Consider the following 26,393-nt stretch of genomic DNA (forward strand, 5'->3'; position numbering starts at 1 on the left):
CGGGCTTGGCCGGTCCATTTGCAACCCTGGTCCATTTGCAACCCCGGTCCATTTGCAACCCATTGACGCCGGCGTCATCTGGTTGCGGCAGACCAAGGGGCCAGAATTTCGCGGCAATGACCCGCAAGTTTTCCCACGGCCGGCGCGGTGGCCCAAGAGATCGCCTCTGGCAGATCGCATCGCACGTATGCTCTATGCCAAGCTGATTTCCAGCACCGATGGAAGGACCGACATGCCCCGCCCGCAAGGAACCATCGCCCCGATCCTGACGCCGTTCGAGAACGATGGCCGCATTGCCCATGAACTGTGGATCTCACATGCCAAATGGGTGCTGGGCCAGGGCGCCCATTTGCTGTCGCCGTTCGGCACCACGGGCGAGGCACTGTCGCTCTCGCTCGACGAGCGCATGCAGGCGCTGGAATGGCTGGTTGCATCAGGCATTTCGCCGGGGCGCATGATGCCCGGCACCGGCGTCACCGCACTGCCCGAAACCGTCGAACTGTCGAAGCACGCGGTCGGCCTCGGCTGCGCCGCCGTGATGGTGCTGCCATCGTTCTTCTACACGGCCGCCGGGGACGATGGCCAGGCGCGCTACTACAGCGAGCTGATCGAAAGGGTGGCCAACCCGGCGCTGAAGATGATCCTCTACCACATCCCGCAGAACTCCGGCGTGCCGGTAAGCCCTGCCCTGACCGCCCGGTTGAGCGCGGCGTTTCCAGAGACGGTCGTCGCCTACAAGGATAGCGCCGGCGACTGGAACAACACGGCGGCGGTGATTGCCGCCGCACCCGACGTCGCGGTGTTCCCCAGCTCGGAGGCGCAACTGACCAAGGGGCTCGCCAGTGGTGCTGCGGGCTGTATCTCCGCGACCGTCAATCTCAACGCTGCGGCCATCCGCGACCTCTACGACGCGACGATCGCTGGCCAAGACGTCACGGAAGCGGACGCCGCGATCGGGGCGTTCCGCAAGGTGATCCAGGATGCAGGCCTGATCCCGGCAATGAAGGCCGTGCTGGCGGTGCGCTCCGGCGACAAACGCTGGCTGAACCTGCGCGCCCCGCACCAGAATGCAAGGCTGGCAAGCGGCAAGGCGCTGCTCACGGCGCTCGGTCCCACAGCCGATCATATTGGCCGCAACTGAGGCTCAGCACAGCGTCGAACCGCCACCGAGCGCCACGACAGCCAACGTCCGTCCCGATTTCGTGAAGTAACGTGCCGAGTGAAGCCCGGATTGTCTCCTCACAATGGAGCCGCTTTGTTCTACACAAACCGAGGCAGGATTCGCGCAACGGCATGACAACCGGATCGCTTATCCCAGGCCAGCTTTGAAAGCCCGGCAGATCGATCCCATGGAGATGCCTTCATTGGCAGAATAAACCCCCGCCTTGCCGTCTAGCGGCGATGCGTTCTCGACATATTTGTGATGGATGCCCACCACTTTCCAATTGCGATTGAACACCGGGCTGCCTGAGCTGCCATTGTCGGTCGGCGATCGATAGTGCATGCGCTGCGGCTTTGCTTCCGCCAGAGGCTCGAACGCCACAAGCCGGCCGTCGAGGAACGAAAAAGAAATTTCCTGCCCCAACGGATGGCCAATAACGACCGCGGTTGGATCGGGCGGCATCACCAACGGCAAATCCACCACTTCCAAAGGTTCGATGTCGGATACGTCTTTGTTGAGCTTCAACACGCTGCAATCGTGAGTTCCTACGGAAAGACACTTCACAATCTTCGCCACCGTGTAAACCTTGTTGCCGGGCTGAAGCTGGAACGTGACCTGAACATCTCCCGGCAATGCGGCCCCGCTCTGCGATGGATCGCTGACCACGTGAGCGTTGGTTATCACGACCTGCCCGATTGCGGGGTCGAGCCCAATGTCGGCCGCGGAGACGAGGAAGCCCGTGCCAAGGGGGGCAAAGCCGGAACGAATCATCGCGATCGATTCAGCCGACTTCATCGCAAATCGTAGCGCCACGAGTGAGACCGGGGGCGTTGTGCCGATCAGGGCCTGAAGCTGGTCGGCATTGCCTTTCGTCAAATGGAAGCCTCCCCCCATCTCCACGAGAGCGTCCAGAATGAGGCCTCCGATTATGGCGCCTTCCTCGATCTCGCCAATGCGCCATATTTGCGAAAGCTGCCGATGCGCGCTGGCAAGGGTGAAATTGTCGGTGCGCTCGGACCCGATCGCCTTTTGATACCAATCACGCGCCCCTGCATAGTCCTGAAGCGCTACGCACATCTCGCCTGCCGCTGTGGGGATCCACGGGTCATCGTTGCCGTCGCCGCGATAGTCAGCTGCCATGCGTTTCAGAATATTTTTGGCAAGCTCGGTCTTCGAGCCGAAATCATGGCGCAGCTCGTGGCTTTCAGCGAGGTGTGCCACGGCAACGATCTGCGTCCCGTGCCATGCCAGCATTCCGACATCGTCGGGATTGGTTTCCAATCCTTTCGAGTAGCACTCGTAGGAGCTCTTTAATGCTCTCTTTGCTACATCGAGGCGCTTTTGTCCTATCGCCTCATAGGCAATGTCCTTCCATGCCCTCCCGCGTATGCCGTGAATCTCCGACGCTTCCTTGGCGAACTCCTCGGCCGAGGCCTCCAAAGCAAGATTTCCCAGAATGCCGATTGCGGCCACCTGATTGCCGCGGTCGACCAGGGCTTGCGCATAGATGGTCCAGATACGCGGCGTGCAGTAACCGGCCTTGATGAACGCCTCGCCCAGCATCTGTATCTGGTCGTACCTGCGGTTGCGCCGAAGTTCTTTCATCAGCGCCGCGCCAAGCGCCCCCGCGCTGTCCGAAGGCTCCGGCAGGGCCATCCCCAGCCGCTCGCAGAGTTCTCGCAGTTCCCTCAGATCATACCTGCGATTGGCCGAAATTGCCTGTTCGATGAGTTCCTTGTAGTCGTCCATTGTCTTGTTCCCCGTCCCTACGGCTCTCTTGCCTGTGTCATTCGGTCCGCCGCCGGCCCGTCAGCCGCAATGAAATCATAGGGGCTGCGAGATATCCCTCGATCTGAAGCAGCGCAGTACGTCTCCTGCCGGCACTGCGCTTGCTCGCAGCTGGTTCGCGGCAACACGGCTTCCGGAGAAATTGTCCCGGGTTAAGTTGAGGGGTATGTCATGGACCATATCCTTGCCTGGAAGGCTCAACACCCACAATATCCGGCCATGGCCAGAGACGTTTTTTACGAATTTCCATCAGTGTCCATTGCCGGCGCGAATGAAACTGAAGCTTCTCTGTCTGGCGTTACATCATCTATGGCTACGGCTCCAAACAGCAAGCCATGCCCTATAGGTAAAATTGATATATATCTAGATCACTTGCCGGAGACTGAAAAACTATACTTTCGATTTTTACATCATTACTTTCATCTACGCTTGGCAAGTATGCATCAACTAATTCAACTCCCTTAACAACGTGAGCGCACGTTACAATAACAGTCCCCGAACCATAGCCCTCAATGACATCAGAGCCTTTCATTATAAAACCCGTTCCAACCTCCCGAACACCTCCGTTGGCACGCCGGATTACTACCGACCGAGATCGGTCGGAGGCAATTTTATACCAATTCTCATTGGCCTGCCAAAAATCCTTCAGCTTGGGCGGCAGCGAGGCGATCGACACCTTGTCATCGATAATGACGCCGAACATCGGCTTGTCGAGCTTGTGGGCGAGCATCAACTCCTTCTCGCACCATTCAGATCCAACCATGCCGCGCTGACCAGGAACAGCACCGCCTGGCAGCGATTGGCCGCCTCGTGCAGTGCGCGCTCCCAGCGCTGGCCGGCGACAATGCCGCGCTCCGGGTCCAGATCGAGGAAATAGTCGTCCCAGCCATTGGAAATCAGCCAGTCGCGTATGGCACGCGCCTCGGCATTGTTGCGGCTCGAATGGCTGATGAAAATGCGTGACACGTTATCGCCCCCAGCGACAATAAATACTGACACACGTCGTCATGCGGGGAAAGTATACGAAGAAGAAATAGCGAAGAAATCGGGGAAAATTGAAGGACTGCTATCAACCACCTGAGAGTCGCGAGTAGAGCATGGAGCAGCCAAACGTGCGATCAGCCTGGTGAAGGCATGACTACCCCACAGGCAAATCCAGCTGGGCCGATGCCGAGTATTCACTTTCATTTCAGGCACAGTGCGATACCGCCATTGGCCCTTGAACGGTCAAAATCGAGGCGTACCATCGCGGTATCTGAAACTGAGTCTGTTTTCATTCGTCTGGGCTAATGTCCGGATCGGATTGGGTATTTTCCTTGGCAATGGATGCAACCCGCGGCGCAGCGATGCGCGGCAAATCGTTTGCCCATGTGGCGGAGGCGTCCTGGGGCAAGGGCCTCAGCACGCTGCTGCGCATCGTGCGCATGACGCTGCGCCATCCTTGGCAAGTTGCGATCACCATCGCCTCGACCTTCATTGCCGCGACGCTGCAGCTGTTCATCCCGCGCCTGCTCGGCCACGCCATCGACCAGGCGCAAGGCGTGATGGCTGGAGGCGGCGGCGCGGCGGCTGAGCAGGCGCTGTGGACGACGGCGATCACCTTGCTCGTCGTCAGCATTCTGCGCGGCCTCTTCACCATGGCGCAGAATTATTATGGCGAGGCCGTTGGCCACCGCACCGGCTATGAGCTGCGCCTGGCCTTCTACGAGAAGATCCAGCGGCTGAGCTTCTCCTTCCATGACCGGGTGCATACCGGCGACCTGATTACGCTTGGCCTGCTCGACCTCGACGGCGTGCGCATGTTCTTTTCCACCGGCATATTGCGCGTGGTGCTGCTCGGCGTGCTGATCGGCGTCGGCTCCTATCTCCTGATCAGCACCGATCTCGAGCTCGGGCTGCTCAGTCTGAGTTTCGTGCCGTTCGTCGCCTGGCGCTCCTCGGTCACACAGCTCAGGCTGCGCAGCACCTGGCTGACGCTGCAGGAGCGGCTGTCAGTGCTGAGCCGGGTGATGGACGAGAACCTCGGCGGAATCCGCGTCGTGCGCGCCTTTGCGGCGCAGCGGCATGAGCTGGAAAAATTCGACCGCGCCAAGAAGTCGGCGCTGGAGCTTGCCGACCAGCGCGTCGACATCCGCGTCTCTAACACCAGCGCCATGAATTTTTCCTTCCTGGCGGCCATGGGCCTGGTGCTGTGGTTCGGTGGCCAGAAGGTGATCGCGGGCCAGATCAGCGTAGGCACGCTGGCGCAGTTCCTCACCTTCATGACCATCCTGCAGATGCCGGTGCGCCAGCTCGGGCTGATGGTCAACTCGTTCGCCCGCGCCTCGACCTGCGGCACAAGGCTGTTCGAACTGCTTGACGCCGAACTTGACATCGAGGATGCGCCTGATGCCAAGGATCTCGTGGTCACCGAAGGCTTGCTGCGCTTCGACAATGTCGGCTTCCGCTACGCGGGCGCCGGCGGCCGGCCGGCGCTGTCGGGCATTTCCTTCGAGGCCAGGTCCGGCGAGACCGTCGGCATTGTCGGCCCGCCTGGCAGCGGCAAGTCGACCATCGCGCATCTGATCCCGCGCTTCTACGATGTGACGTCAGGCGCGATCACCATCGACGGGCAGGATATACGCGAGGTCACGCTGCAATCGTTGCGCAAGGCGGTCGGCGTCGTGCAGCAGGACGCCTTCCTGTTCACCACCTCGATCGAAAACAACATCGCCTATGGAAATCCCTGGGCGCGCGAGACCCGCATCGGGCAGGCGGCTGAATACGCCCAGTTGCACAATTACATCATCGGGCTTCCGGCCGGCTACACCACGGTCGTGGGCGAGCGCGGCTCATCGCTTTCCGGCGGCCAGCGGCAGCGCCTGACCATCGCCCGCACCCTGATGCTGCGGCCTTCGGTGCTGGTCTTCGACGATTCCACCGCGGCTGTCGACGCCGGCACCGAGCAGCGAATCCGCACCGCGATGAAGCGCTTCGCCAAGGACCGCGTGACGCTGATCATCTCGCACCGGCTGAGCTCGCTGATGCATGCCGACCAGATCCTGTTCGTCGAGAATGGCCGCATCTCCGAGCGCGGCACGCACCAGGAATTGTTGGCGCTGGGTGGACGCTACCGCGCGCTTTACGACCTGCAGCTGCGGCCGGACGACGATTTGCCGGTGGCGGTGGGAGCCGCATGATGTCGACACAGAACGACGACCAGAAGGAAGACACCAGCCGGCGGCCCACAAGGGCCGTCGTCGGTTCGCACCGCGACGAGGAAGAGGTCTTCGGCAAGGTCTACGATCCGCGCATCGTGCGCCGCATCTGGAGCTTCGTGAGACCGTATCAGGGCCGGATCTTCATCTCGGTCGCCGCCGTTTTGGTGTTCACTCTGACGCAATTGGCGATCCCGCTGGTCATCCGTTACGCCATCGACCACGGCATGGCGGCGGGCAAGGCCGACAGCTCCGTCATGAACTGGGCGATCGGTGCCTTCGCCCTGATCATCCTGATCAACTATGCCGCCAGCTATATCCAGGAAAGCGTCGTCGGCAAGGTGGCCGAGAATGTGCTGTCGGATTTGCGCCGCGCCATGTTCAGCCATCTGCAGCGCGTCTCGCTGAGCTTCATGGACAAGACCGAGGTGGGCCGGCTGATGTCGCGCCTGCAGGGCGACGTCAATTCGATGCAGGAATTCCTCGAGACATCGGTCATGTCGGTGGGCGACATCGTGCTTCTTTTCGGCATTGTCAGCGTGCTTTTGTGGCTCGATTTTCGTCTCGGCCTGTTGACGCTGTCGACCATGCCGGCGCTGTTCATCGTGCGCCTGTTCTGGCTGCCGCGCGCCAAGGTCGCCTTCATGGCCGCGCACGAAACCAATTCGATTGCCAATGGGGCGCTGGCGGAAGGCATCCATGGCGTGCGCACTGTGCAGAGTCTCGAACGCCAGCACGTCAATTTCGACCTCTATGACGAGAAGGTGCTGGCCAATCTCAGGGCTCACCTGACCTCGGCCAAATATGCGCAGGTGATGGTGCCGATCGTCGACACGCTGACCGGCATTGCGATGGCGACGGTCATCGTCGTCGGCGGTTCGATGGTGCTGTCGCACAGCCTCGACATCGGCGTCATGGTGGCGTTCCTGTTCTACATCCAGCGCTTCTTCGACCCGATCCGCTCGCTCACCATGCAGTACAGTGTCATGCAGCGCGCCATGGCGTCGGGCCAACGCATCTCCGAAGTGCTGGACGTGCCGGTCGACGTTAGCGACAAACAAGGCGCGGTGGCGCTGACGCGCGACATGGACGGTTCGGTCGAGTTCAGGAACGTCACCTTCGGCTACCGGCAGAACCAGCCGGTGCTGAAAAACATCTCCTTCCGCGTCAATCCGGGCGAGACGGTTGCGCTTGTCGGCCCGACCGGTTCGGGCAAGTCGAGCTGCATGGCGCTGGTGCACCGCTTCTATGATGTCTGGTCGGGCGAGGTGCGGGTCGGCGGCCACGACGTGCGCGACGTGACGCAGGATTCGCTCGGCGACCAGGTGGCGATGGTGTTGCAGGAGCCATTCCTGTTTTCCGGCACGGTGCTGGAGAACATCCGCTACCACAAGACATCGGCTACCCGCGAGGAGGTGGTGCGCGCGGCGCAGGCCGTCGGCGCGCACGACTTCATCGAGCATCTGCCCGATGGCTACGACACCGAGCTCGAACAGCGCGGCGGCAATCTCTCGCTCGGCCAGCGTCAGCTGATCAGTTTTGCACGCGCACTGGTCGCCGATGCGAAAATCCTGGTGCTCGACGAGGCCACGGCGAGCATCGATTCCTACACCGAGATGCTGATCCAGAAAGCGCTGGTCACGCTGCTGGAAGGCCGCACCGGGCTGGTCATCGCGCACCGGCTGGCGACCATACGCGGCGCCGATCGCATCATCGTTCTACAGAACGGCGAGATCGTCGAAAGCGGCAACCACGAGCAGCTGATGGCGGCCAAGGGCCTCTATGCCAGGCTCTACAACATGAACTACGCATCGTTCGACGATATTGCCGAGGAAGACATAGGCGCGCCGGCCGGCAAGGCGACGTGAGCTGCTGCCGGTTCGGCTCGACTGGAAATGGTGCGGGGCCAAAACTCGTCGTCGACCAATTCGGCTTTCAGATGCCGACACGTTTCATCTCGCCTTCCAGCGTAAGCCCGGCGTCACGCCTGCCGGCGCGTTCGGGTGGACGAGCCGCCGGTCGCCTTGAGGGCGATCCCGCCTAAATTCTGAATTCTACGCGCCGCCCAGCGCGCGCGATGGCACGCGCAGCTTGCGCCTGAACCTCAGCAAACGCCGTCATGATGGCTTTCGTTCCTTAGCCGTCGGATGAAAATCGCCGGGGAACAGGAAGGCTTGCTGGGAGTTTAGTTCTTCGAGCCGCGCCGTGAACGGCGCGGCAGCGAAGGAGACGGCATATGGGCCTGGGTACCATTCTTATTATCATCCTGATCATCGCGTTGCTCGGCGGCTTCAGCGGCCTCGGCGGCGGCCCGTTCTACGGCACTGGTTACTATGGCGGCGGTGGCCTCGGGCTGGTGCTGATCATCGTGATCATTCTGGTTGTTCTCGGGCGAATATAGCGTCGCCATTGGCGGCCGCCGAGTTTCTACGGCGGCCGCGTTTTCGCCTGACATCGAGGTTTGAAGACATGGCAGCTGAAGACATTGCTGGTCCGGACTGGGCCGGCGTCGGCGCGAGCGAGAGCGAACGCGACGAGCTGGGATATCCTAATGGTGGCACTATCCGAAGGCGGCGGGCGTAAGCTGCAGACCCCGACACCCGCCTGGCGGCCGTGGCGTTCATCGAGGCGGATCGGACGCTTCGAGAAACCCAGGACGGCGACGAGGCGGGTCCGGCCTTTCTCGCTATTGTCGACAAGGGCAGCATCGGCCTGAAGGCCGCAATGGCAGGCACGCCTTACGCCTGAACGCGGTCAACCCGCCGTAACTCCGCCAGCAGAAACACCACCAGCACGCAGCACAGCAGGCCAAGCGACAATGGCAGTCCCTGATGTCCGGTCAGTTGCATCGCCAGCCCGGCCACGGGTGAGCCGACGATGCCGCCTACCCCCCATACGAACGCGAAGGCGGCATTGCCGGCGATCAAGGCTTGACCGGTGAAACGCTCGCCGAGCTGGATCAGCGACAGCGTGTAGATCCCGAACGAGACCCCGCCCCAGACGAAGAAGAGCGGCCAGACAAGCCATGTAGCGAAGAGCAACGGCAACAGCAAACAACCGGCCAGGCAAGCCAGGACACAGAACAGCATCATCGGCTTCGAGCCAAACCGTTCGGCGGCGCGCCCAAGCACGACCTGCAGCACGGCATTGCCGGCGATGAAACAGGTGATGAGCGAAGCGATGCGCTGCTCAGTGCTGCCGAGCGCGGCACCATAGACCGCGAACAGCGAAAGCAGGACTTGCTCGAAGGCGGCAGCCGTGAAGACTGCGAACAAGAGCAGCGGCGCCAGCGCGAAGAAGCCGCCGACCGACACCGCTTCGCCCTCACGCGGCATGTCGGGCAGGCGTGGCGCGACGGCAAGCACGATCAGGCCGCAGACAAGGAAGGCCGCGCTGCCGATGATGAAGGGTGGCCATCCTTGCGTGCCGACCAAGCCTAGCGACAGCGGGCCGAGGCCAAAGCCGGCGGAAACGATGGAGGAGTATAGGCCCATGATGCGGCCTCGGCGTGCGGCGGGTGTGATCGAGACCAGCCAGGTTTCACTGATCACGTAAAGCGGATTGGCAAAGAAGCCGAGCAGGAAGCGCAACGGCATCCAGGCCCATACATCCTGCGTCCAGGCAATCGCGATCAGGACGGTTGCTGCCAGGATCGAACACACAACCGCAAAGCGCGCCGCGCCCACCCGCCGGACCAGCGCCGGCGTGAAGAGCGACGATATAATGAAACCCAGAGGCGTCATCGCGGCCGAGAGGCCGATGAGGCCCGGTGTCGTCCCTTGCCGTTCCAGGATGAAGCTGAGCAGCGGATACGTCAGCCCCTGTGCTATGGCGAACACCGTAACTGTCGCGATGATGCCGGCCATCGCGGCCCATGCGATGTGGTTCTCCGGCGGTGACGTCGCGTCTTCGGCGCTCATGCCGACTTCGAAGCAGGATCGGCACGTTCCGGCAAGTGCAAATGCCGGCAAAACGCCGCGGTACGCCCAAACAGGCGGGCGGGTCTTATCCGCGACATCAGCTCACACTTGCCAGAAGCGTTTGACGATTTCGGCCTCGAGCTGGCGTCTGGTCAGACCGATATCGTCGATCAGGTGCGGATTGGCCTCCGCCATCTGCTTGAGGTCCCAGCGAAAGCGTATCCGCTCGCGCCAGGCCGCGATCATGCCCCGCGGGCCCGTCGGACGCCGGCCCGATGACACCGCCTTTTCCGGCAAGGCTGCACGAGCAGAAGCAAGGGTATCGTTCATGGCAACCTCCATTCGGTTTGAGGAGCGACAGCCCTCGGCTTGCAAGAGGTTGAACTCTGCCGCATGCGGACGGCGCCGTAATTAAGCGCAGCCAAATAGTTCTCAAAAGTTCCAAACCGGCTAGAGCACCTCGCCGTTTCATGGAAACGGCGAGGTGCTCAACTCTTTGTTTTGACGCCATACGTCCGTGAAGCGCTCCGCCGCGCTTTCCCGTGGGAAAACCGCCTTCACACCTTTCCTGGAATTGCTCTATAGATGCGCGTTATGCAGGGATCGCGCTTTGCCTTTGGTCCGTTCGTGCTTGATCCGGGTGCGGGAACGCTCCTTCGGGACCAAGTTCCCGTAGCCGCCGGCCACCGCGGACTGCAGCTGCTGGCGGCGCTCGTCGCCCGGCCCGGCGAGATCGTGGCCAAGGCCGAGTTGATGGATGCGGCATGGCCAGGCACCGCCGTTGAGGAAGGCAACCTCACCGTCCAGATTGCGCAATTGCGCAAGCTGCTGGGTCCGGCCACGAACGGCGGAGAATGGATATCGACCGTTCCGCGCGTCGGCTATCGCTTCACCGGCGCCATCGAACAGCTCGGCGACGAGAAGCGACAGGCTTTGCCGCTGCCTGCCAAACCGTCGATAGCCGTGCTGCCCTTTGCCAATTTCAGCAACGACCCCGAGCAGGAAGCCTTCGCCGACGGGTTGACCGAAGACCTGATCACCGACCTGTCGAGGATCGGCGGCCTGTTCGTCATCGCGCGCAACTCGACCTTTGCCTACAAGGGCAAGGCGGTGGATGTGCGCGAGGTCGCCAGGGAACTTGGCGTGCGCTATCTCTTGGAGGGCAGCGCCAGACGCGCCGCCGGGCGCGTGCGCATCAACGCCCAGCTGGTCGACGCGCTGAGCGGCGAGCATTTATGGGCAGACCGCTTCGATCGCGGCCTGGAAGATATCTTTGCCGTTCAGGACGAGGTGACGGCCAAGATCGTCGAGGCGCTGCTTGGCCGGCTGCGCGCGCCGCTGCCGCGCAATCGGCCCCGAAATCTCGAGGCCTACGATCTGTGCGTGCGGGCCCGCAACCTGATCGACGTCTCGCCGGAGACGGCGCGCGAAGCGCATCTGTTGCTGACGCGCGCGCTTGCGCTCGATCCGGACTATGCCGAAGCCTATCGCTGGCTTGCCATGAACCACTGGATGGGATGGGTGCATTGGGGAGAGCCCATTGAGCCTGCCCGCGGCCTTGCCCTGGAACTGGCGCGCAAGGCTGTGGCGATCGATCCCAACGATGCCGGCTGCCACTGGGTGCTTGCCAACCTGCTTGCCTATGAGCGCAGATTCGACGAAGCGGATGTGGGATTTGCCAAGGCGTTCGAGCTCGACCCGAACGAGGCCGATGCCTGGGCGACATTGTCCGACATCGCGGTCCTGGCCGGGCGCGTCGAGGAGGGCCTCGACTATATCAGCAAGGCGTTCCGGCTGAACCCGTTTCCGGCAAGCTGGTACTATCTGACGCTCGGCCAGGCGCAATATGCGGCGCGCGACTATGAAGCCGCCGTCGAGACGACGCGCCGGGACGAGACGTATCGGACAAGCTCGCGCCGTTTCCTTGCGGCAAGCCTTGCGCAACTCGGCCGGATCGACGAGGCGCGCGCCGAGGTCGACCTGTTCCTCGTCGCGAACCCACATTTCACCACCCGTCACTGGGTCGAGACGGAGCCGTTCCGCGACACTGCCACGCTCGACCATTTCGTCGATGGCTTCCGAAAGGCCGGCCTTCCGGAGTGACGGACCGGCGTGCTCGATCGATGCCAGGCACCGTCGGTTGCGGATCAATCCTGCCAATGTTTGCACGTCGCGAGGCCGCTCGACCGATCTTGCTTCCGCGAGCAGTCATCCAACAGCGATTGCAGCGAAGCGGCGCGCGAAACCTCTGTCACGGTGAAGCCGGCTGGAACGGCCACGATCGATCCGGCCACGGGTGAGCGCTGGGTGGCGGCTGGCGACTGCCTGTTGCGCTCTCGTCTGCAATGCCGGCATCACGGTCGCCGTGGGCAATGATCGGCTTGCCTCATTGAGCTTTTAGCGACGCGCTCCGACAACTCGCGATGATTTTTCTAGATGCCATTTGTCGAAGCACAATCTTTTCCGAAAGCCGGTTTCCACTTTTCGGGACCATGCTCTAGCGGCTGTCTGTTTCTTGTTGCTGGCGCGATCGGAAGTCACCCGCACAACCTGGTTATCTGAGCGCCCTTTAGCTTTCCTTGTTTGAGGTCGGCGGCGGGAGTAATAGTCGCCAAGGAATTGCGAGGAGGAAGAGATGACGCTGAACTTCGACCCGAAGGCGAAGGCCACGGCGTTGTACCATGGCGAATTCCGACCGATGTTCATTGGCGGCAAGTGGGTCGCCGCGCAGTCCGGCCAGGGCATGCAGGCACTCAATCCGGCAACAGGCGAGGTGCTGGCGACAGTGCCGCGCGGCGGGGCTGCCGATATCGACTCGGCGGTGGCCGCCGCGCGCGCGGCCTTCGAAGGCCCATGGTCCAAATTCTCGCCCTACGAGCGGCAGTGCGTGCTGCTCAGGATCGCCGATCTGTTCGAGACGCATTGGGAAGAGCTCAGCGTTTCCGACACGCTCGATATGGGACTGCCGATCACGCGCACGCTCTCCAACCGGCGCCGCGTCATCGGCATGCTGCGCTTCTATGCCGGCATGGCGACGGCGCTGCATGGCGAGGCGATCGACAATTCGATTCCCGGCGAGATCGTCACCTTCACCCGGCGCGAGCCGGTGGGCGTCGTTGGTGCGATCATTCCCTGGAACGCGCCGACCGCCGCCTCGATCTGGAAGATCGCGCCGGCGCTGGCGACAGGCTGCACCATCGTGCTGAAACCGTCCGAGGATGCGTCGCTGACGCCGCTGCTGATCGCGCAACTGATGCAGGAAGCCGGCGTGCCCGACGGCGTCGTCAACGTCGTCACCGGCACCGGGGCCGAAGCCGGTGCGCGGCTCGCCGAACATCCAGACGTCAACAAGATCGTTTTCACCGGATCGACGCTGACCGGCCAGGCCATCGCGCGGGCAGCCGTGGCCAACCTCAAACGCGTTTCACTGGAGCTCGGCGGCAAGTCGCCGATCATCGTCTGCCGCGACGCCGACATCGACAAGGCTGTTCCGATCGCGGCGATGGCGGTGTTCGTGCATTCGGGCCAGATCTGCATTGCCGGCTCGCGGCTGTTCGTGGCGCGCGAAATCCATGACGAGTTCGTCCGCCGGCTCGCCGATTTCGCCGGCAGACTGCGGATCGGCCATGGCATCGAGGCAGAGACGGAAATCGGACCGCTCATCAATGCCAAGCAGGCAGGCAAGGTGGAGGGCTATATCAGGGCCGGCAGCGACGAAGGCGCCGAACTGGTCGCCGGTGGCTCGCGGCTGACCGGCGAGCTCTACGATGGCGGCAACTTCATTGCGCCGACGGTCTTCGGCGCCGTGTCGGACCAGATGACCATCGCGCGCGAGGAGATTTTCGGCCCGGTCATTTCGGCGATGCCCTTCGACACGCTCGACGAAGCGGTGGCGCGTGCCAATGCGACGCCCTATGGCCTGGCCGCCGGCATCTTCACCACGCATCTGGGCACCGCGCACAAGCTTGCGCGCCGGGTCAAGGCCGGCTCGGTCTGGGTCAACATGTACCATGCCATCGACCCGGCGGTGCCGTTCGGCGGCATGAAGATGTCGGGTTATGGCCGCGAGGGCGGCATCGAGCATCTGCACGAGTATCTGGAGACCAAGTCGGTCTGGATCCAGACCGACTGATATTCGCGCGGCGTTCTATGCGAAATCACGATGAAACCAAAACGGCCAGGACGGCCGCGCAGTCACCGGCTTTGACCAGGCCGGGGAAATGCCGCGCAGCCAGCATGCCGGACATTTTTGCCTTGATCTCCTGCGGGGCGATGCCAGTGCGGCCGGTGGAATGGATGCGCGCCAGCACCGCGCCTTCTTTCACAGGCTCGCCGAGATCGACCATGGTCTCGATCATGCCGTCGTCCTCGGCGAAGGAGAAACAATCGCCTGACGGCATGTCGAGCCACTGAGTTCTGCCCTTCTCGACCGCACCATCAAGGATACCGGCATGGCGCAGCACATTGCTGATGCCGCGCCGCGCGATCCGCACGGTCTGGGCACGCGAGGTGCCGCCGCCGCCAAGCTCGGTGCTGACGAAGACCTTGCCCATTTCCTCGGCCGCCGTGTCATACATGCCGACGGAGTCAATCTCGATCATGCGCATCGAGAACGGGGCCGAGAACGCGGCGACCGCGTCGAAGGCTTTCTGCTCCAGCGCCTTGTCGGGCACCGTGTGGGCGGCACAGAAGGGCACGAAATCCAGCGTCCTGCCGCCGGAGTGGAAATCGAAGACGAGGTCGGCGCGCGGCAGCAGTTCGCGTTGAAAGTAGTCGGCGATCTTCTCGGTCACCGTGCCGTCGGGACGGCCGGGAAAGCTGCGGTTCATATTGCCCTTGTCGATCGGCGACGTCCGCGTGCCGGCGCGGAAGGCCGGATAGTTCATCGCCGGCACGATGATCACCGTGCCGCTGACCTGTTTGGGATCGAGCGTGCGGGCGAGATCGTAGAGCGCCAGCGGCCCCTCATACTCGTCGCCATGATTGCCGCCGGTGAGCAGCGCGGCCTGTCCCTTGCCGTTGCGGATGACGCAGATCGGGATCATCACCGAACCCCAGGCCGAGTCGTCGCGGCTGTAGGGCAGGCGCAGGAAACCATGTTGCACGCCGTCCTTGTCGAAATCGACGGTCGGCGCGATCGGAGATGGGCGGAGGCTAGGCATCGGGCTCAATTCTTCACCACCAGTTTGCGCGGTACATTGGCGAGGCACTCTACACCGGTTTCGGTGATCAGGATGGATTCGGTGATTTCCAGTCCCATCGTCTCCAGCCACAGGCCGGTCATGAAATGGAAGGTCATGCCGGGCTTGAGTTCGGTGCGGTCGCCGGGGCGCAGGCTCATGGTGCGCTCGCCCCAATCCGGCGGATAGGACAGGCCGATCGAGTAGCCTGTGCGGTTGTCCTTGACGATGCCGTATTTCTTCAACACGGCGAAAAAGGCGTTGGCGATGTCCTCACAGGCATTGCCGGGCTTTGCCGCCGCAAGCCCCGCCTCCATGCCTTCCAGCGTCGCCTTCTCGGCATCTAGGAATTCCTGCGTCGGCTTGCCGAGAAAGACGGTGCGCGACAGCGGGCAATGGTAGCGGCTGTAGCAGCCGGCGATCTCGAAGAAGGTGCCCTCGCCCGACTTCATCGGCTGGTCGTCCCAGGTGAGATGCGGCGCCGAGGCGTCGGCGCCCGACGGCAGCAGCGGCACGATCGCCGGATAGTCGCCGCCGATGCCGTCGACGCCGCGCGTGCCGGCATCGTAGATCTCGGCGACCAGATCGCATTTGCGCATGCCGACCTGGATCTTGTCGACGATGCGCTGGTGCATGGCTTCGACGATGCGGGCCGCCTTGCGCATATAGTCGATTTCAGTCGGGCTCTTCACCGCGCGCTGCCAGTTGACCAGCGCTGTCGCGTCGACGAAGCGGGCGTTGGGCAGGTGCTTCTGCAACGCGGCGAAGGCGGCAGCCGAGAACCAGTAATTGTCCATCTCGACGCCGATGGTCAGCTTGCCCCAGCCGCGATCACTAAGCACGCTGGCCAAAAAATCCATCGGGTGGCGCTCGGTCGACTGCACGTAGTGGTCGGCATAGCCGACGATGTTGTCATGCGCGAGATAGGCGGTGCGCTTGGCGCCATTGGCATCCTGGCCGCGGCCGTACCAGACCGGCTCGCCCGATGGGGGCACAATCACTGCTTGGTGCACATAGAACGACCAGCCATCGTAGCCGGTCAGCCAGGCCATGTTGGAGGGGTCGCTGACAACCAGGAGATCGACGCCCTTCACCTCCATGGCTTTCCGCGTCTTGGCGAGGCGATCCGCAAATTCGGCGCGCGAGAATTTCAGGTTCGGTTGCATTGTTCTTGGTCCTCGTTTGTTGGGCCTTGCGGCCAGCATCAGCTTTCAAAAATGGTTCCGGCATTGGCCGCCCGCGCCCGGTCGCGAGCGAGCGTGGCGATCGCCGTATCCTGCACGCCGGTGCCGGTGAGGTCGGCAATGGTGATATCGCTGGGTGAGCGCCTTCCGTGCCGTTCGCCGGCGATGATCTGGCCGAGTTCGGTGACCGCGGCATCGGCTCCCATCACGCCCGATGCGATGGCGTGATGCAGTTCTCCCAGACGCCGTGTCTGCTTGGCGCTGTCGGCGACATAGAGATCGGCCATGCGCAGGATCGCCGGCGCGATCTCGTTCTTGTGTTCGGCATCCGAGCCCATGGCGGTGATGTGCTGCCCGGCAACGACAAAGCCGGCCTTGATCAGCGGCTCGGTCGACGGCGTGGTGGTGACGATGATGTCGGCGCCGATGGTTGCTTTGGCTGCATCCGGCTCGGCGCGCACGAGAATGCCGAGCTTTTCGCGCAGCGCGCCTGCGGCCGTCTGCGCCTTGACCGCATCGCGCGCCCAGATACGTGCCTCGGCGATCGGCCGCACCAACATGAGTGCTTCGAGTTGCAGCCCGGCTTGCACGCCGGCGCCGAAGATTGCGGCGACGGACGAATCCGGCCGCGACAGATGCTTCGCCGCGACGGCGCCGGCAGCAGCGGTGCGGACATCTGTGAGATAGCCATTGTCCAGCAGCAGCGCCTCGACCACACCGGTTCTTGCCGAGAGCAACACCATCATGCCGCCCCCGCTGGGCAGACCGAGCTTCGGATTATCGAAGAAGCCGGAGCTTATCTTGACGGCGAAACCGTCTATTCCAGGCACATAGGCGGACTTCACATCCACCTCGCCGCGCTGCTCGTGAATGTCCAACCGCAGAATCGGCGGCATCGCCACCGGCAATGTGGCGAGCGCGCGGAAAGCGTTTTCGACGCAGGCGACCGCGTCGAGATCGAGCGTCACGATTGTGCGCAGTTCCTTCTCGGTGAGGATCGTCATCCGGCTCATGCGACGCGCTCCGCGAAGGCGCGCACTGCGAAGGATAGTGTTCCGTCACCCCCCCCTCTGGCCTGCCGGCCATCTCCCCCGCAAGGGGGGAGATTGGACTGCACTCCTGCCTTCGCCAATCTCCAGCGCAGCAAGAACAGCGACCGCATCGAAGCTGCCGATCTCCCCCCTTGCGGGGGAGATGTCCGGCAGGACAGAGGGGGGTGGGCGGGAATTCGGCGTGGGAGAGTTTTCATGCCGCGCGCTCCGCGATTGCGTCACCCCAGACGATCTTGCGATGCTTGTTCATGTCGATATTGCGGCCCGAGAGAAGAACGACCACCGGCCCGGTCGCCTTGACCTTCCCGGCAAGCAGCGCGGCGATGCCGACCGCGCCGGCGCCTTCGACGATCTCGCGCTCCTGTTCATAGGCATGGCGGATGCCGGCGGCGATCTCGTCCTCGCTGAGCAGGATGACGTCGTCGAGCAGATCGCGGCACATGGCGAAGGTCAGCCGGTTGCCGAGACCGATGCCGCCGCCGAGCGAATCCGCCAGCGTCGGCAGTTCTTCCACCTCGACCGGGCGACCGGCATCCAGGCTCGCCTTCATCGCAGCACCACGCGCCATCGAAACGCCGATGATTTTTGTCCCGGGGCTGACGCCCTTGACGGCGGCGGCGATGCCCGAGGCGAGTCCACCACCGGAGAGTTGCACCAGGACGAGAGCGGCATCCGGGACCTGCTCGATCATCTCCAGTCCGAGCGTGCCTTGCCCTGCGATGATGGCCGGGTGGTCGAAGGGCGGCAGCATCACCAGTCCCTCCTGCGCCACCAGCCGTTCGACCTCCTGCTGCGCCTCGTCCTGACTGTTGCCGATGATGCGGACATCCGCGCCAAGCCGACGGATTTCGTCGAGCTTGTTGCCCGGCACCAGTCGCGACATGCAGATCACCGCACGCATGCCTTCGAGCTTCGCGGCATGGGCCAGCGCACGGCCATGATTGCCGGTCGACGCCGCGACCACGCCGCGCGCCTTCTCCTCGGCGCTCAGCGAAGCAATGGCATTCGAGGCGCCGCGCAGCTTGAAGCTGCCGGTGGTCTGGCGGTGTTCAAGCTTGAGGTGGACGGGGATGCCCAGTCGTTCGGAAAGGCTGTGAGATAACCCTGTCGGCGTGCGTTCGATTTTGCCGGCAATTCGCTCCCGGGCGGCACGAATATCGTTAAGGGTGACTGTCGTCATGATCGTCAATCGCGCGGCAAAGGCAGCGTCATCAGACGGCCAAATTCGGGATGCGACGTCCCGTCGCCACACAACCGCAAACAATTCCAGGCGCTGGCCTGATTGCTGGTGACGACCGGGCGGTCGATCGCCTGTTCCATCCCGGGAACCGCGAGCGCTCCGCGCAATGCGGTGCAGGACACGAACAGTGCATCGGCCTGCGCATTCGTCGCCTCACGAGCCAGGTCGGCGATCGCTGCCGGCGCAATGCGCGCCATCTCGCGATCGTCCTCGAAGCCGAGGCAGGTGAAGCTGACGATCTCAAAGCCGCGCTCGGCGAAATACGTCGCCATCGGTCTGGAGGTTTCTACGGTGTAAGGGGTGAGGATGCTGATCTTCTTGGCACCCAGCGCCTTCAGCCCGCGCACGCCTGCCATGGGCGGCGTGACCACAGGAACACCCGGCTTGGCAGACTGGATCGCCGCCTCGATCTCGGCGTCGCCAATCACCACCGAGGCCGAGGTGCAGGAGTAGCAGATCGCGTCGAGCGGCTCGTCTGGCAGGATCAGCGCGGCGCCCGCCGCCAGCTCCGGCTGCATCTTGCGAAGGTTTTCCGGCGTCGTCGGATTCTTGTAGGGAATGCGCGCGACATAGACGCCGATGCGCTCGCTCGCCACCATGCGGCGGAAATCCGGTTCGCTGGTGTGGTCGGTGGCAAGGATGATCAGGCCGACGCGCTTTTCCAGCGGGCGCGCATCGAGCGCCGGCCTTGTCGGCATCAGCCTGATTTCGGGCAGCGGTTTCATCTTGAGAATTACCTTTCGATCTTGCCGTAGCGATGTTCCAGCCAGCGCAGCAGCACGACCGAGAAGAGGCTGATGACGAGGAAGAAAGCGCCGACCAGCGTGATCGGCTCAATGTAGCGATAGTAGGTGTTGGCGACGCTCTTTGCCTGGTTCATCAGCTCCAGCACGGTGATTGCCGATAGCAGCGGTGTCTCCTTGAACATCGCGATGAAATAATTGGCCAGCGCCGGGATCATCGGTGGGATCGCTTGCGGAATGATGATGTTGGTCCAGGTCTGCGTGGCGCTCAGATTGCAGGCCTTGGCCGCCTCCCACTGGCCGCGCGGCACGTTGTCGATGCCGGCGCGATAGACTTCCGCCGTGTAGGTGCCGTAGTGCAGGCCGAGCCCGATGACGCCGGCGACCAGCGGCGGCAACAGGATGCCGAAATCCGGCAGCACGTAGAAGATGAAATAGAGCTGCACCAGAAGCGGCGTGCCGCGGATGAATTCGGCCGCCCAACCAACGGTGCGCGACAGCGCCTTGTTGGGCGAGCGTCGTGCTAGCGCGATGCCCAGACCCACGACAGCGGCCAGCACGGAGCCGAGCAGCGTTGCCAGGATGGTGATCTTCACGCCCTGGATCAGCGTCGGCAGGATCTCCCAGACGAAGTTCCAGTCCCAATCCATCAGACGCGCACCCCGTCGAGGCCGCGCGCCATGCGGCGTTCCAATGAACGCACGCCCCAGGAGATGATCAGCGCCAGGGCGAAATAGATGATCAGGATGGTGGTGAACGGCGCCAGCGTGTTACCGGTCTGCGAGCGCACGACCTGCGCCTGAAAGGTGAGATCGGCGAGCGAGATCAGCGACACCACGGAGGTCGCCTTGAGCAGTTCGATGGCATTGTTGCCGAAGGTCGGCAGCATGACCAGCAGCGCCTGCGGCAGGATGACATGGCGCATGCCTTGCCAGCGGCCGAGGTTGAGCGCGATGCAGGCCTCATATTGTTCGCGGCCGACCGACTGGATGGCGCCGCGTACCACCTCGGCCGCATAGGCGCCGACATTGAGGCCCAGCGCCAGCACACCCGCCTGCAGGGGGGTCAGTTCGAGGCCGATCAACGGCAACACGAAATAGGCAAAGAACAGCTGCACGAAGATCGAGGTGCCGCGGAAGAATTCTATATAGGCGGTGGCCAGCCAGCGCAGCGCAAAGAAGCGCGACACGCGGCCCATGCCGGCGAGGAAGGCCATGATCAGGGCGAGCACCGACCCCATCAGCGTCAGCTCGATGGTGACAAGCGCTCCCTGCAATATCAGGCCGAGGTAGCCGGACCACTGGGTCATTCGGGTTCCAACGTTGGCGGTTAGCTTCCTTCTCCCCGTTCACGGAGAGAAGATGCCAGTCCACCCTCCGAAGCTGCAGCGCAGCTGCTGCGGAGGACGGGCAGGCAGATGAGGGGCAGCGCTAGCATAACAGAACTTGGCGCCGCCCCTCATCCGGCCCTTCGGGCCACCTTCTCCCCGTTGAACGGGGAGAAGGAAAAATCACTTCGCCGCGCAGAGCTTGTCCCGCGTGGTCGACATCGCGGCTGCGGCCGAGAAGCCGTAGGGCTCGACGATCTTGGCGAACTCGCCGGATTTCTTCAGCTTGGCGAGCTCGACATCGAAGGCGTCGCGCAGGGCCTCATCGCCTTTCTTGAAGGCGGCGCCGTCGCAATAGACCGGCGCGCCGACCACCGGGGCGATGACTTCGAGGTTCGGATCGTTGGCTTTCTTGACGAGGTCGTTGATCGACAGGACGGGAAGCGAATAGGCATCGATGCGACCGTCCTGCAGCATCTTCAGGCCGCTCTGGCCGTCCGGCACGACGATGACGCGCTCGCGCGGCACGCCGGCGTTGAGCGCCAGCTTCTCCTCCGTGCCGCCACCGGGCGCGCCAATGGTGGCTGACGTGTCCTTGGCGACGTCCTCGTAGCTCTTGAAGCCCTTCGGATTGCCCTTCTTCACCAGCATCGCCTCGGCGTCGCACAGCACCGGCTCGGAATAGACGACCGCCGCGCAACGCTCCGGCTTCATGAACAGGCCGGCGGTGACGACGTCGAAGCGGCCGGCCTGCAGGCCGGGGATCATCGCGCCATATTCGGAGATCGAAGCGACGATGTCGGCAACACCGAGACGCTTGAAGACCTCGCGCGCCACGTCGGGCGCCGCACCCGAAACTTTGCCGTCGGCGGCGACCGCCGTATAGGGCGGCTCGTTGGCGATCGCGACGCGGGCAAAGCCCTGCGCCTTCAATTGCTCGAGCTTGCTGTCATCGGCCGAACCGGTGCTCGACGCGGCGAGCACCGCCGTCAGTGCGAGACCGGCGACGCCGGCCAGAATGCCAAGTTTCTTCATTGTTCCCAACTCCTTTGTTGTCTTCTTGGTTTTGTCTGGGGCGGTCTTCCGCCCCGCAAAGCGGTCAGACACGATGTCCGGCCGCGATGATCTTCTTCAGGAAGCCTTGCGTGCGCTCCTGCTTTGGATGGCGGAAAATCTCGTCTGGTTTGCCCTCTTCGACGATCTTGCCGCGGTCGAAGAACAGCACGCGGTCGGCGAAGTCGTGGGCAAAGCCCATCTCGTGGGTGACCAGCAGCATGGTCATGTCGGTCTCTGCGGCGAGCTTGCGCATGACATTCATCACCTCCTCGACCAGCTCCGGATCGAGGGCCGACGTCACCTCGTCGAACAGCATGATCTTCGGCGACAATGCCAGCGCACGGGCAATCGCCACGCGCTGCTTCTGGCCGCCGGACAGCTGCGCCGGCATCGACTTCGCCTTGTCAGCCATGCCGACCATGTCGAGCAGTTCCATGGCCCGCTTTTCAGCGGCGGCGCGAGGCGTGCCCTTGGTCAGCATCGGCGCCAGCGTGACGTTATCCATGACGCATTTGTGCGGAAACAGATTGAACAGCTGGAAGACCATGCCGATCTTCTGCCGCATCTTGGTCAGGTGCCGCTCGTCGGCGGGCAGCAGCTGGCCATTGCGCTCCATGTGGTAGAGCTGCTCGCCATCGATCTGGATATGGCCGCCGTCGATCTTCTCCAGCGTCATCAGGATGCGCAGGATCGTCGTCTTGCCCGAGCCGGACGGGCCGATCAGCGCCAGCTTCTCGCCGGGCATGACCTGCATCGACAGGCCGTCCAGTACCTTGAACGAGCCGAAGCTCTTCGAAATGGCGTCGACCTTGATGATGGGTGAGGACAAATGAATTTCCCCTGCTGGAGAAGCCTGTGCCCTTAACGATGCGGAACGCGCCAAATCATGTCAATTGGGAAAATAAAATCATGACAATATTTCCGGCACTGCATGATTCCAGAGCAATTCCCGCTTAGATTGCGAGCAGCAGATGCTCCGGATCGCCAAGCAGCAACTTGGTGACAACGCCGAGGCCGGCGCGCAGTTCCCCCTCGGTGGTCGAGCCGAGCGAGATGCGCACCGCCGGATGCCAGGGCGCATCCGAGATGCGGAAGGAGGTGCCGGGCGCGATCGCCACGCCTTGCAGGCGGGCCTGGGCGACGAAGCTTTCCTCGGCACGGTCCGCGGGCAGTTGCAACCAGACATGCAGCCCGTCGCGCCTGGCGCGATAACCAACCCCGCCCAGCACCTCGGCTGCGATGTCCTGGCGGCGGCGCAATGCCGCGCGCTGCCAGCGAACGAGTTCCATCGCCGTGCCGTCGGTCACCCATTTGGTGGCGATCTCGGCCACCAGCGGCGTCGCCATCCAGTTCGACACCAGATGCCGGTTGGCAACGGCGGCGACATAGCGGTCGGGCGCCGCGAGATAGCCGATGCGCAGGCCAGGTACGGTGATCTTGGTGAAGGAAGTGACGTAGAGCGTGCGCTCCGGCGCAAAGGCGGCGACCGGCGGCGGCCGGTCCTCGACCAGCGGACCCAGCACATCGTTCTCGATGATGGCGATGTCGTGCTTGCGCGCGACCGCGGCGATCTCTTCGCGCCGCCGAGCGTCCATCAGCGTCGCCGTCGGGTTGATCACCGACGGTTGCACGAATACCGCGCGAATGTCGGTGAGCCGGCAGACCTCGTTCAACGCCTCCGGGATCAGGCCATTGCCGTCGATCGGCAGGCCTTCCAGGTTGAAGCCGAGATAGCGCGCCAGCGGCACCAGCGTGTGGTGGCCGATAGCCTCGGTGGCGACAGTCGATCCCGGCGGCGCAACGCTCATCAGCGCCACGGTCATCCCGGCGGTCGCGCCATTGGTCAGGCTGATATTCTGTGCGGAGGTGTCGAGCCCACACAGTTTCAGCCATTCGACAGCCACCGCGCGGTGACGCGGGAACACCATGTTGGGCCGGAACGACAACGCCGAACTGGATGGCAGGTTTTCGGCCAGCCAGCCCAGCGCCTGCTTCAGCCGCTCCAAATGCATCGGCTCGCAGACCGGCTTCAGGATTGACAGATCGATGACCTCGCCGAGGCGCTCCGGCAGATAGGGCGGCTCCGGGTCGCGGCGCTGCGTCTGGACAAAGCTGCCACGGCCGATCTCGCCCGAAATCAGGCCGCGCCGGATCAGTTCTTCGTAGGCGCGGCTGACCGTCTGCACCGACAGTTTTAAATCGTCTGCCAGCCTTCGATGCGTTGGAAGCCGCGCGCCGTTGGCCAGCCGCCCGTCATGAATGGCGCGGGCGAACTGGTCGGCCAGCGTTTGATAGGCTGGCCGGCGGATGAGCGCAGGGTCGGGTTGCCATAATGTCATGACTTAATAGAGATCGAAATCAGTGCAATTGACAATCGAAATAATGCGCCGTCATGGTGATGCCGACAAAAAGCGGACGCCGATGACATCGAAACTCGACGCGGTCGACCTCAGGATACTCGACGCCATCCAGCGCGACGGGCGCATCACCAAGCTGGCGCTGGCCGAACAGGTCGGGCTGTCGCCGACGCCGTGCTGGATGCGGCTGCGCAAGCTGGAGAAGGCAGGCATCGTCTCGGGCTACCACGCCAGGATCGCCATGCGCGTGGTGGCGCCGGTCGCCACCGTGTTGATGGAGGTGACGCTGGCCAGCCATCGCCAGGCCGATTTCGACCGCTTCGAACGCGTCATCCGCGACATCCCCGAAATCGTCGCCTGCTGGTCGGTGGGCGGCGGCGTCGACTATGTGGTCAAGGTGATGACGCGCGACATCGACGCCTATCAGCGGCTGGTCGACGACCTGCTGGAGCGCGAGATCGGCATCGACCGCTACTTCACCTACATCGTCACCAAGACGGTGAAGGACGAAATCGTGCTGCCGATAGCCGATCTGCTGCCGGCGTCGGCATAAGCCCGGAGAGAATGTCTGTCGGGACGGCACAATAGAGAGAGTCTCTCTCCTTCAGGGCGTCGAAACAGTCTCTCTGTCTGCATGTGACGGATAGTCTTCCCGCATCGTCCGAACCGGGAGGCCTCGACCATGTCCGCGCATTTTGCCCGCTCGCATCGCCATGAGGCGCTCGACCGCCTCTCCGACCGCCGGCTGCTGCGCGAGCTTGCCTATGTCGATGGGCATTGGACCGCGAGCGAAGCGGCCGAAAGCTTTGAAGTCACCGATCCGGCCACAGGCGCGACGGTCGCGTTTGTCGCCGCGCTCGATGCGCAGCAAACGACAAGGGCAATCGGTGCCGCCGCGCGTGCCTTCCCGGCTTGGCGGTCACTGCTGCCGCAGGAGCGGTCCAGAATTCTGCGAAAATGGTTCGAGCTGATCGTTGCAGCCAAGGATGATCTGGCCCTGCTGATGACACTGGAACAGGGCAAGCCGCTGCAGGAATCGTTTGGCGAAATCGACTACGCCGCCTCCTTCGTCGAGTGGTATGCCGAAGAGGCAAAGCGCCTCAACGCCGAGAGCGTCACCAGCCATCTGCCCAAAGCGGAAATGATGGTGCGACGAGAGCCGCTCGGCGTTGTCGGCGTCGTCACGCCCTGGAATTTTCCGGCGGCGATGCTGACCCGCAAGGCGGCGGCCGCCCTTGCCGCCGGCTGCACCATCGTCGCGCATCCTTCATCCGAGACGCCGCTGTCGGCGCTGGCGCTGGCGGAACTTGGCGAGCGCGCCGGCATCCCCGCCGGTGTCTTCAACGTCATCACCGGAAAGGCTGCAACCATCGTCGGCCGCATGTGCGAAGACCCGCGCGTTCGCGCCATAAGCTTCACCGGCTCGACCGAGATCGGCCGGCTGATCGCGGCGCAAAGCGCGCCGACGATGAAGCGGCTGGTGATGGAGCTTGGGGGCCACGCGCCGCTGATCGTCTTTGCCGATACCGATCTGGACAAGGCGGTGAGCATCGCCATCGATGCCAAATTCGCCACCTCCGGCCAGGACTGCCTCGCCGCCAACCGCATCTATGTCCAGCGCCCGATCTACGATCGCTTCTGCGCCGCTTTTGCCAGGCGTATCGAGGCGCTGCGCACCGGCAACGGCCTTACCGACAAGATCGACATCGGGCCGCTGATGCATGAGCGTGCCGTCGCAAGGGTCGAAGAGCAGGTCGCCCATGCCATCGCTCGTGGCGCGCGCTGTCTCACCGGCGGCAAGCGGCATCAGGCCGGGCCGCTGTTCTACCAGCCGACGCTGCTGGCCGATGTCAGCGACGAAGCGCTGATCATGCGCGAGGAGACCTTTGGGCCGGTCGCCGCCGTCACGCCGTTCGACAGTGAGGACGAAGTGATCGCCCGTGCCAACGCCACAGAATATGGCCTGGTTGCCTATGTCGTTACCGAGAACGGCGCCCGCCAGCAGCGCCTGGGCCGCGCGCTCGACTACGGCATGGTCGCTATCAACCGCGTCAAGATCACCGGCGCGCCGATCCCATTCGGCGGCGTCAAGCAATCCGGCATCGGCCGCGAAGGCTCGCGCCATGGGCTCGAAGCTTTCGCCGATCTGAAGTACCTCTGCCTGGACGTCGCATAAGTCCGTCCGGC

24 protein-coding genes are annotated in these 26,393 nt (G+C 63.3%); 9 read left to right on the forward strand and 15 right to left on the reverse strand.

Annotated features, from left to right (window positions below):
- Positions 1-232: 232 nt before the first annotated feature.
- Entirely contained in the window at positions 233-1,141 is a 909-nt protein-coding gene (locus NKH54_RS10685) for a dihydrodipicolinate synthase family protein (protein ID WP_353028181.1), read from the forward strand.
- A gap of 168 nt (positions 1,142-1,309) precedes the next feature.
- Here NKH54_RS10685 and NKH54_RS10690 read toward each other — a convergent pair whose 3' ends face one another.
- From NKH54_RS10690 to NKH54_RS10700, 3 genes are all read right to left on the reverse strand, one after another.
- Positions 1,310-2,911 (reverse strand): trypsin-like peptidase domain-containing protein, encoded by a 1,602-nt coding sequence (locus NKH54_RS10690; RefSeq protein ID WP_353028182.1) that lies wholly within the window; start codon positions 2,909-2,911, stop codon positions 1,310-1,312.
- Between the two features lie 379 nt (positions 2,912-3,290).
- Complete coding sequence (locus NKH54_RS10695) at positions 3,291-3,680, reverse strand: S1 family serine peptidase (protein ID WP_353028184.1); 390 nt, start codon at positions 3,678-3,680, stop codon at positions 3,291-3,293.
- Positions 3,680-3,916, reverse strand: coding sequence for a toll/interleukin-1 receptor domain-containing protein (locus tag NKH54_RS10700; protein ID WP_353028185.1), 237 nt, complete (start codon positions 3,914-3,916; stop codon positions 3,680-3,682). The genes NKH54_RS10695 and NKH54_RS10700 overlap by 1 nt, the downstream gene beginning before the upstream one ends.
- 356 nt (positions 3,917-4,272) lie before the next feature.
- Here NKH54_RS10700 and NKH54_RS10705 point away from each other — a divergent pair, with 356 nt between their 5' ends.
- From NKH54_RS10705 to NKH54_RS10720, 4 genes are all read left to right on the forward strand, one after another.
- Positions 4,273-6,129 (forward strand): ABC transporter ATP-binding protein, encoded by a 1,857-nt coding sequence (locus tag NKH54_RS10705; RefSeq protein ID WP_023745621.1) that lies wholly within the window; start codon positions 4,273-4,275, stop codon positions 6,127-6,129.
- Positions 6,129-8,015 (forward strand): ABC transporter ATP-binding protein, encoded by a 1,887-nt coding sequence (locus NKH54_RS10710; RefSeq protein WP_023726296.1) that lies wholly within the window; start codon positions 6,129-6,131, stop codon positions 8,013-8,015. Before NKH54_RS10705 ends, NKH54_RS10710 begins: the two co-directional genes overlap by 1 nt.
- Positions 8,016-8,383: 368 nt before the next feature.
- Positions 8,384-8,548 carry a DUF3309 family protein gene (locus NKH54_RS10715; RefSeq protein ID WP_023667887.1) on the forward strand — a complete coding sequence of 55 codons (165 nt, stop codon included), beginning with the start codon at positions 8,384-8,386 and terminating at the stop codon, positions 8,546-8,548.
- 212 nt (positions 8,549-8,760) lie between these two features.
- Positions 8,761-8,895, forward strand: a complete 135-nt coding sequence (locus tag NKH54_RS10720; protein ID WP_023682661.1) for a hypothetical protein — start codon at positions 8,761-8,763, stop codon at positions 8,893-8,895.
- On the opposite strand, the gene NKH54_RS10725 is transcribed toward NKH54_RS10720, so the two are convergent.
- The gene (locus NKH54_RS10725) at positions 8,886-10,067 is read right to left on the reverse strand and encodes an MFS transporter (RefSeq protein ID WP_023704772.1); all 1,182 of its coding nucleotides are present in this window, start codon (positions 10,065-10,067) and stop codon (positions 8,886-8,888) included. The two genes, NKH54_RS10720 and NKH54_RS10725, sit on opposite strands and share 10 nt — an antisense overlap.
- A 102-nt stretch (positions 10,068-10,169) precedes the next feature.
- Entirely contained in the window at positions 10,170-10,397 is a 228-nt protein-coding gene (locus NKH54_RS10730; protein WP_023735668.1) for a DUF1127 domain-containing protein, read from the reverse strand.
- A gap of 255 nt (positions 10,398-10,652) precedes the next feature.
- On the opposite strand from NKH54_RS10730, the gene NKH54_RS10735 reads away from it, so the two are divergent.
- The gene (locus tag NKH54_RS10735; protein WP_023704770.1) at positions 10,653-12,170 is read left to right on the forward strand and encodes a winged helix-turn-helix domain-containing tetratricopeptide repeat protein; all 1,518 of its coding nucleotides are present in this window, start codon (positions 10,653-10,655) and stop codon (positions 12,168-12,170) included.
- A gap of 532 nt (positions 12,171-12,702) precedes the next feature.
- The gene (locus NKH54_RS10740) at positions 12,703-14,199 is read left to right on the forward strand and encodes an aldehyde dehydrogenase family protein (RefSeq protein ID WP_353028186.1); all 1,497 of its coding nucleotides are present in this window, start codon (positions 12,703-12,705) and stop codon (positions 14,197-14,199) included.
- Positions 14,200-14,224: 25 nt separating this feature from the next.
- Here the strand turns inward: NKH54_RS10740 and doeB are convergent, their stop codons facing one another.
- The 10 genes from doeB to ehuR form a co-directional block, all read right to left on the reverse strand.
- A complete protein-coding gene (doeB, locus tag NKH54_RS10745) occupies positions 14,225-15,229 on the reverse strand; it encodes a N(2)-acetyl-L-2,4-diaminobutanoate deacetylase DoeB (protein WP_353028187.1) in 1,005 nt (334 codons plus the stop codon).
- 5 nt (positions 15,230-15,234) lie between these two features.
- Positions 15,235-16,413 (reverse strand): ectoine hydrolase DoeA, encoded by a 1,179-nt coding sequence (doeA, locus tag NKH54_RS10750; protein ID WP_023704766.1) that lies wholly within the window; start codon positions 16,411-16,413, stop codon positions 15,235-15,237.
- 38 nt (positions 16,414-16,451) lie between these two features.
- Entirely contained in the window at positions 16,452-17,444 is a 993-nt protein-coding gene (locus tag NKH54_RS10755) for a cyclodeaminase (protein ID WP_023704765.1), read from the reverse strand.
- A 232-nt stretch (positions 17,445-17,676) separates the two neighbouring features.
- A complete protein-coding gene (gene eutB, locus NKH54_RS10760; protein WP_353028188.1) occupies positions 17,677-18,663 on the reverse strand; it encodes a hydroxyectoine utilization dehydratase EutB in 987 nt (328 codons plus the stop codon).
- 5 nt (positions 18,664-18,668) lie between these two features.
- Positions 18,669-19,448 (reverse strand): ectoine utilization protein EutA, encoded by a 780-nt coding sequence (eutA, locus tag NKH54_RS10765; protein ID WP_023682672.1) that lies wholly within the window; start codon positions 19,446-19,448, stop codon positions 18,669-18,671.
- An 8-nt stretch (positions 19,449-19,456) separates the two neighbouring features.
- A complete protein-coding gene (gene ehuD / locus NKH54_RS10770; RefSeq protein WP_023709687.1) occupies positions 19,457-20,116 on the reverse strand; it encodes an ectoine/hydroxyectoine ABC transporter permease subunit EhuD in 660 nt (219 codons plus the stop codon).
- A complete protein-coding gene (ehuC, locus tag NKH54_RS10775) occupies positions 20,116-20,775 on the reverse strand; it encodes an ectoine/hydroxyectoine ABC transporter permease subunit EhuC (protein ID WP_023667875.1) in 660 nt (219 codons plus the stop codon). Before ehuC ends, ehuD begins: the two co-directional genes overlap by 1 nt.
- 201 nt (positions 20,776-20,976) lie before the next feature.
- Positions 20,977-21,828, reverse strand: coding sequence for an ectoine/hydroxyectoine ABC transporter substrate-binding protein EhuB (gene ehuB, locus NKH54_RS10780; RefSeq protein ID WP_023704762.1), 852 nt, complete (start codon positions 21,826-21,828; stop codon positions 20,977-20,979).
- Between the two features lie 64 nt (positions 21,829-21,892).
- Positions 21,893-22,678, reverse strand: a complete 786-nt coding sequence (ehuA, locus tag NKH54_RS10785; protein WP_023682675.1) for an ectoine/hydroxyectoine ABC transporter ATP-binding protein EhuA — start codon at positions 22,676-22,678, stop codon at positions 21,893-21,895.
- A 124-nt stretch (positions 22,679-22,802) separates the two neighbouring features.
- On the reverse strand, positions 22,803-24,188 hold the full coding sequence (ehuR, locus tag NKH54_RS10790) for a MocR-like ectoine utilization transcription factor EhuR (protein ID WP_023753984.1): 1,386 nt from the start codon (positions 24,186-24,188) through the stop codon (positions 22,803-22,805).
- Positions 24,189-24,270: 82 nt separating this feature from the next.
- Between ehuR and NKH54_RS10795 the strand changes: the two genes are divergently transcribed.
- Positions 24,271-24,759, forward strand: coding sequence for an Lrp/AsnC family transcriptional regulator (locus NKH54_RS10795; RefSeq protein ID WP_023686966.1), 489 nt, complete (start codon positions 24,271-24,273; stop codon positions 24,757-24,759).
- 129 nt (positions 24,760-24,888) lie between these two features.
- Positions 24,889-26,382, forward strand: a complete 1,494-nt coding sequence (locus NKH54_RS10800) for an NAD-dependent succinate-semialdehyde dehydrogenase (protein WP_023753983.1) — start codon at positions 24,889-24,891, stop codon at positions 26,380-26,382.
- Positions 26,383-26,393 lie beyond the last annotated feature (11 nt).

The sequence above is a fragment of the Mesorhizobium sp. M1004 genome, from assembly GCF_040318795.1.
Classification (GTDB): Bacteria; Pseudomonadota; Alphaproteobacteria; order Rhizobiales; family Rhizobiaceae; genus Mesorhizobium.

Excerpts from the sequence above, each read along its gene's own strand:
- NKH54_RS10705 (WP_023745621.1), top strand. The coding sequence starts at position 4,273 with ATGGATGCAACCCGCGGCGCAGCGATGCGCGGCAAATCGTTTGCCCAT.
- NKH54_RS10690 (WP_353028182.1), bottom strand. The coding sequence starts at position 2,911 with ATGGACGACTACAAGGAACTCATCGAACAGGCAATTTCGGCCAATCGC.
- ehuD (WP_023709687.1), bottom strand. The coding sequence starts at position 20,116 with ATGGATTGGGACTGGAACTTCGTCTGGGAGATCCTGCCGACGCTGATC.
- NKH54_RS10710 (WP_023726296.1), top strand. The coding sequence starts at position 6,129 with ATGTCGACACAGAACGACGACCAGAAGGAAGACACCAGCCGGCGGCCC.
- NKH54_RS10735 (WP_023704770.1), top strand. The coding sequence starts at position 10,653 with ATGCGCGTTATGCAGGGATCGCGCTTTGCCTTTGGTCCGTTCGTGCTT.
- NKH54_RS10800 (WP_023753983.1), top strand. The coding sequence starts at position 24,889 with ATGTCCGCGCATTTTGCCCGCTCGCATCGCCATGAGGCGCTCGACCGC.
- eutB (WP_353028188.1), bottom strand. The coding sequence starts at position 18,663 with ATGACGACAGTCACCCTTAACGATATTCGTGCCGCCCGGGAGCGAATT.
- doeB (WP_353028187.1), bottom strand. The coding sequence starts at position 15,229 with ATGCCTAGCCTCCGCCCATCTCCGATCGCGCCGACCGTCGATTTCGAC.
- ehuB (WP_023704762.1), bottom strand. The coding sequence starts at position 21,828 with ATGAAGAAACTTGGCATTCTGGCCGGCGTCGCCGGTCTCGCACTGACG.
- NKH54_RS10685 (WP_353028181.1), top strand. The coding sequence starts at position 233 with ATGCCCCGCCCGCAAGGAACCATCGCCCCGATCCTGACGCCGTTCGAG.
- NKH54_RS10740 (WP_353028186.1), top strand. The coding sequence starts at position 12,703 with ATGACGCTGAACTTCGACCCGAAGGCGAAGGCCACGGCGTTGTACCAT.
- NKH54_RS10755 (WP_023704765.1), bottom strand. The coding sequence starts at position 17,444 with ATGAGCCGGATGACGATCCTCACCGAGAAGGAACTGCGCACAATCGTG.
- NKH54_RS10795 (WP_023686966.1), top strand. The coding sequence starts at position 24,271 with ATGACATCGAAACTCGACGCGGTCGACCTCAGGATACTCGACGCCATC.
- eutA (WP_023682672.1), bottom strand. The coding sequence starts at position 19,448 with ATGAAACCGCTGCCCGAAATCAGGCTGATGCCGACAAGGCCGGCGCTC.
- NKH54_RS10725 (WP_023704772.1), bottom strand. The coding sequence starts at position 10,067 with ATGAGCGCCGAAGACGCGACGTCACCGCCGGAGAACCACATCGCATGG.
- doeA (WP_023704766.1), bottom strand. The coding sequence starts at position 16,413 with ATGCAACCGAACCTGAAATTCTCGCGCGCCGAATTTGCGGATCGCCTC.
- NKH54_RS10730 (WP_023735668.1), bottom strand. The coding sequence starts at position 10,397 with ATGAACGATACCCTTGCTTCTGCTCGTGCAGCCTTGCCGGAAAAGGCG.
- NKH54_RS10715 (WP_023667887.1), top strand. The coding sequence starts at position 8,384 with ATGGGCCTGGGTACCATTCTTATTATCATCCTGATCATCGCGTTGCTC.
- NKH54_RS10695 (WP_353028184.1), bottom strand. The coding sequence starts at position 3,680 with ATGCTCGCCCACAAGCTCGACAAGCCGATGTTCGGCGTCATTATCGAT.
- ehuR (WP_023753984.1), bottom strand. The coding sequence starts at position 24,188 with ATGACATTATGGCAACCCGACCCTGCGCTCATCCGCCGGCCAGCCTAT.
- ehuC (WP_023667875.1), bottom strand. The coding sequence starts at position 20,775 with ATGACCCAGTGGTCCGGCTACCTCGGCCTGATATTGCAGGGAGCGCTT.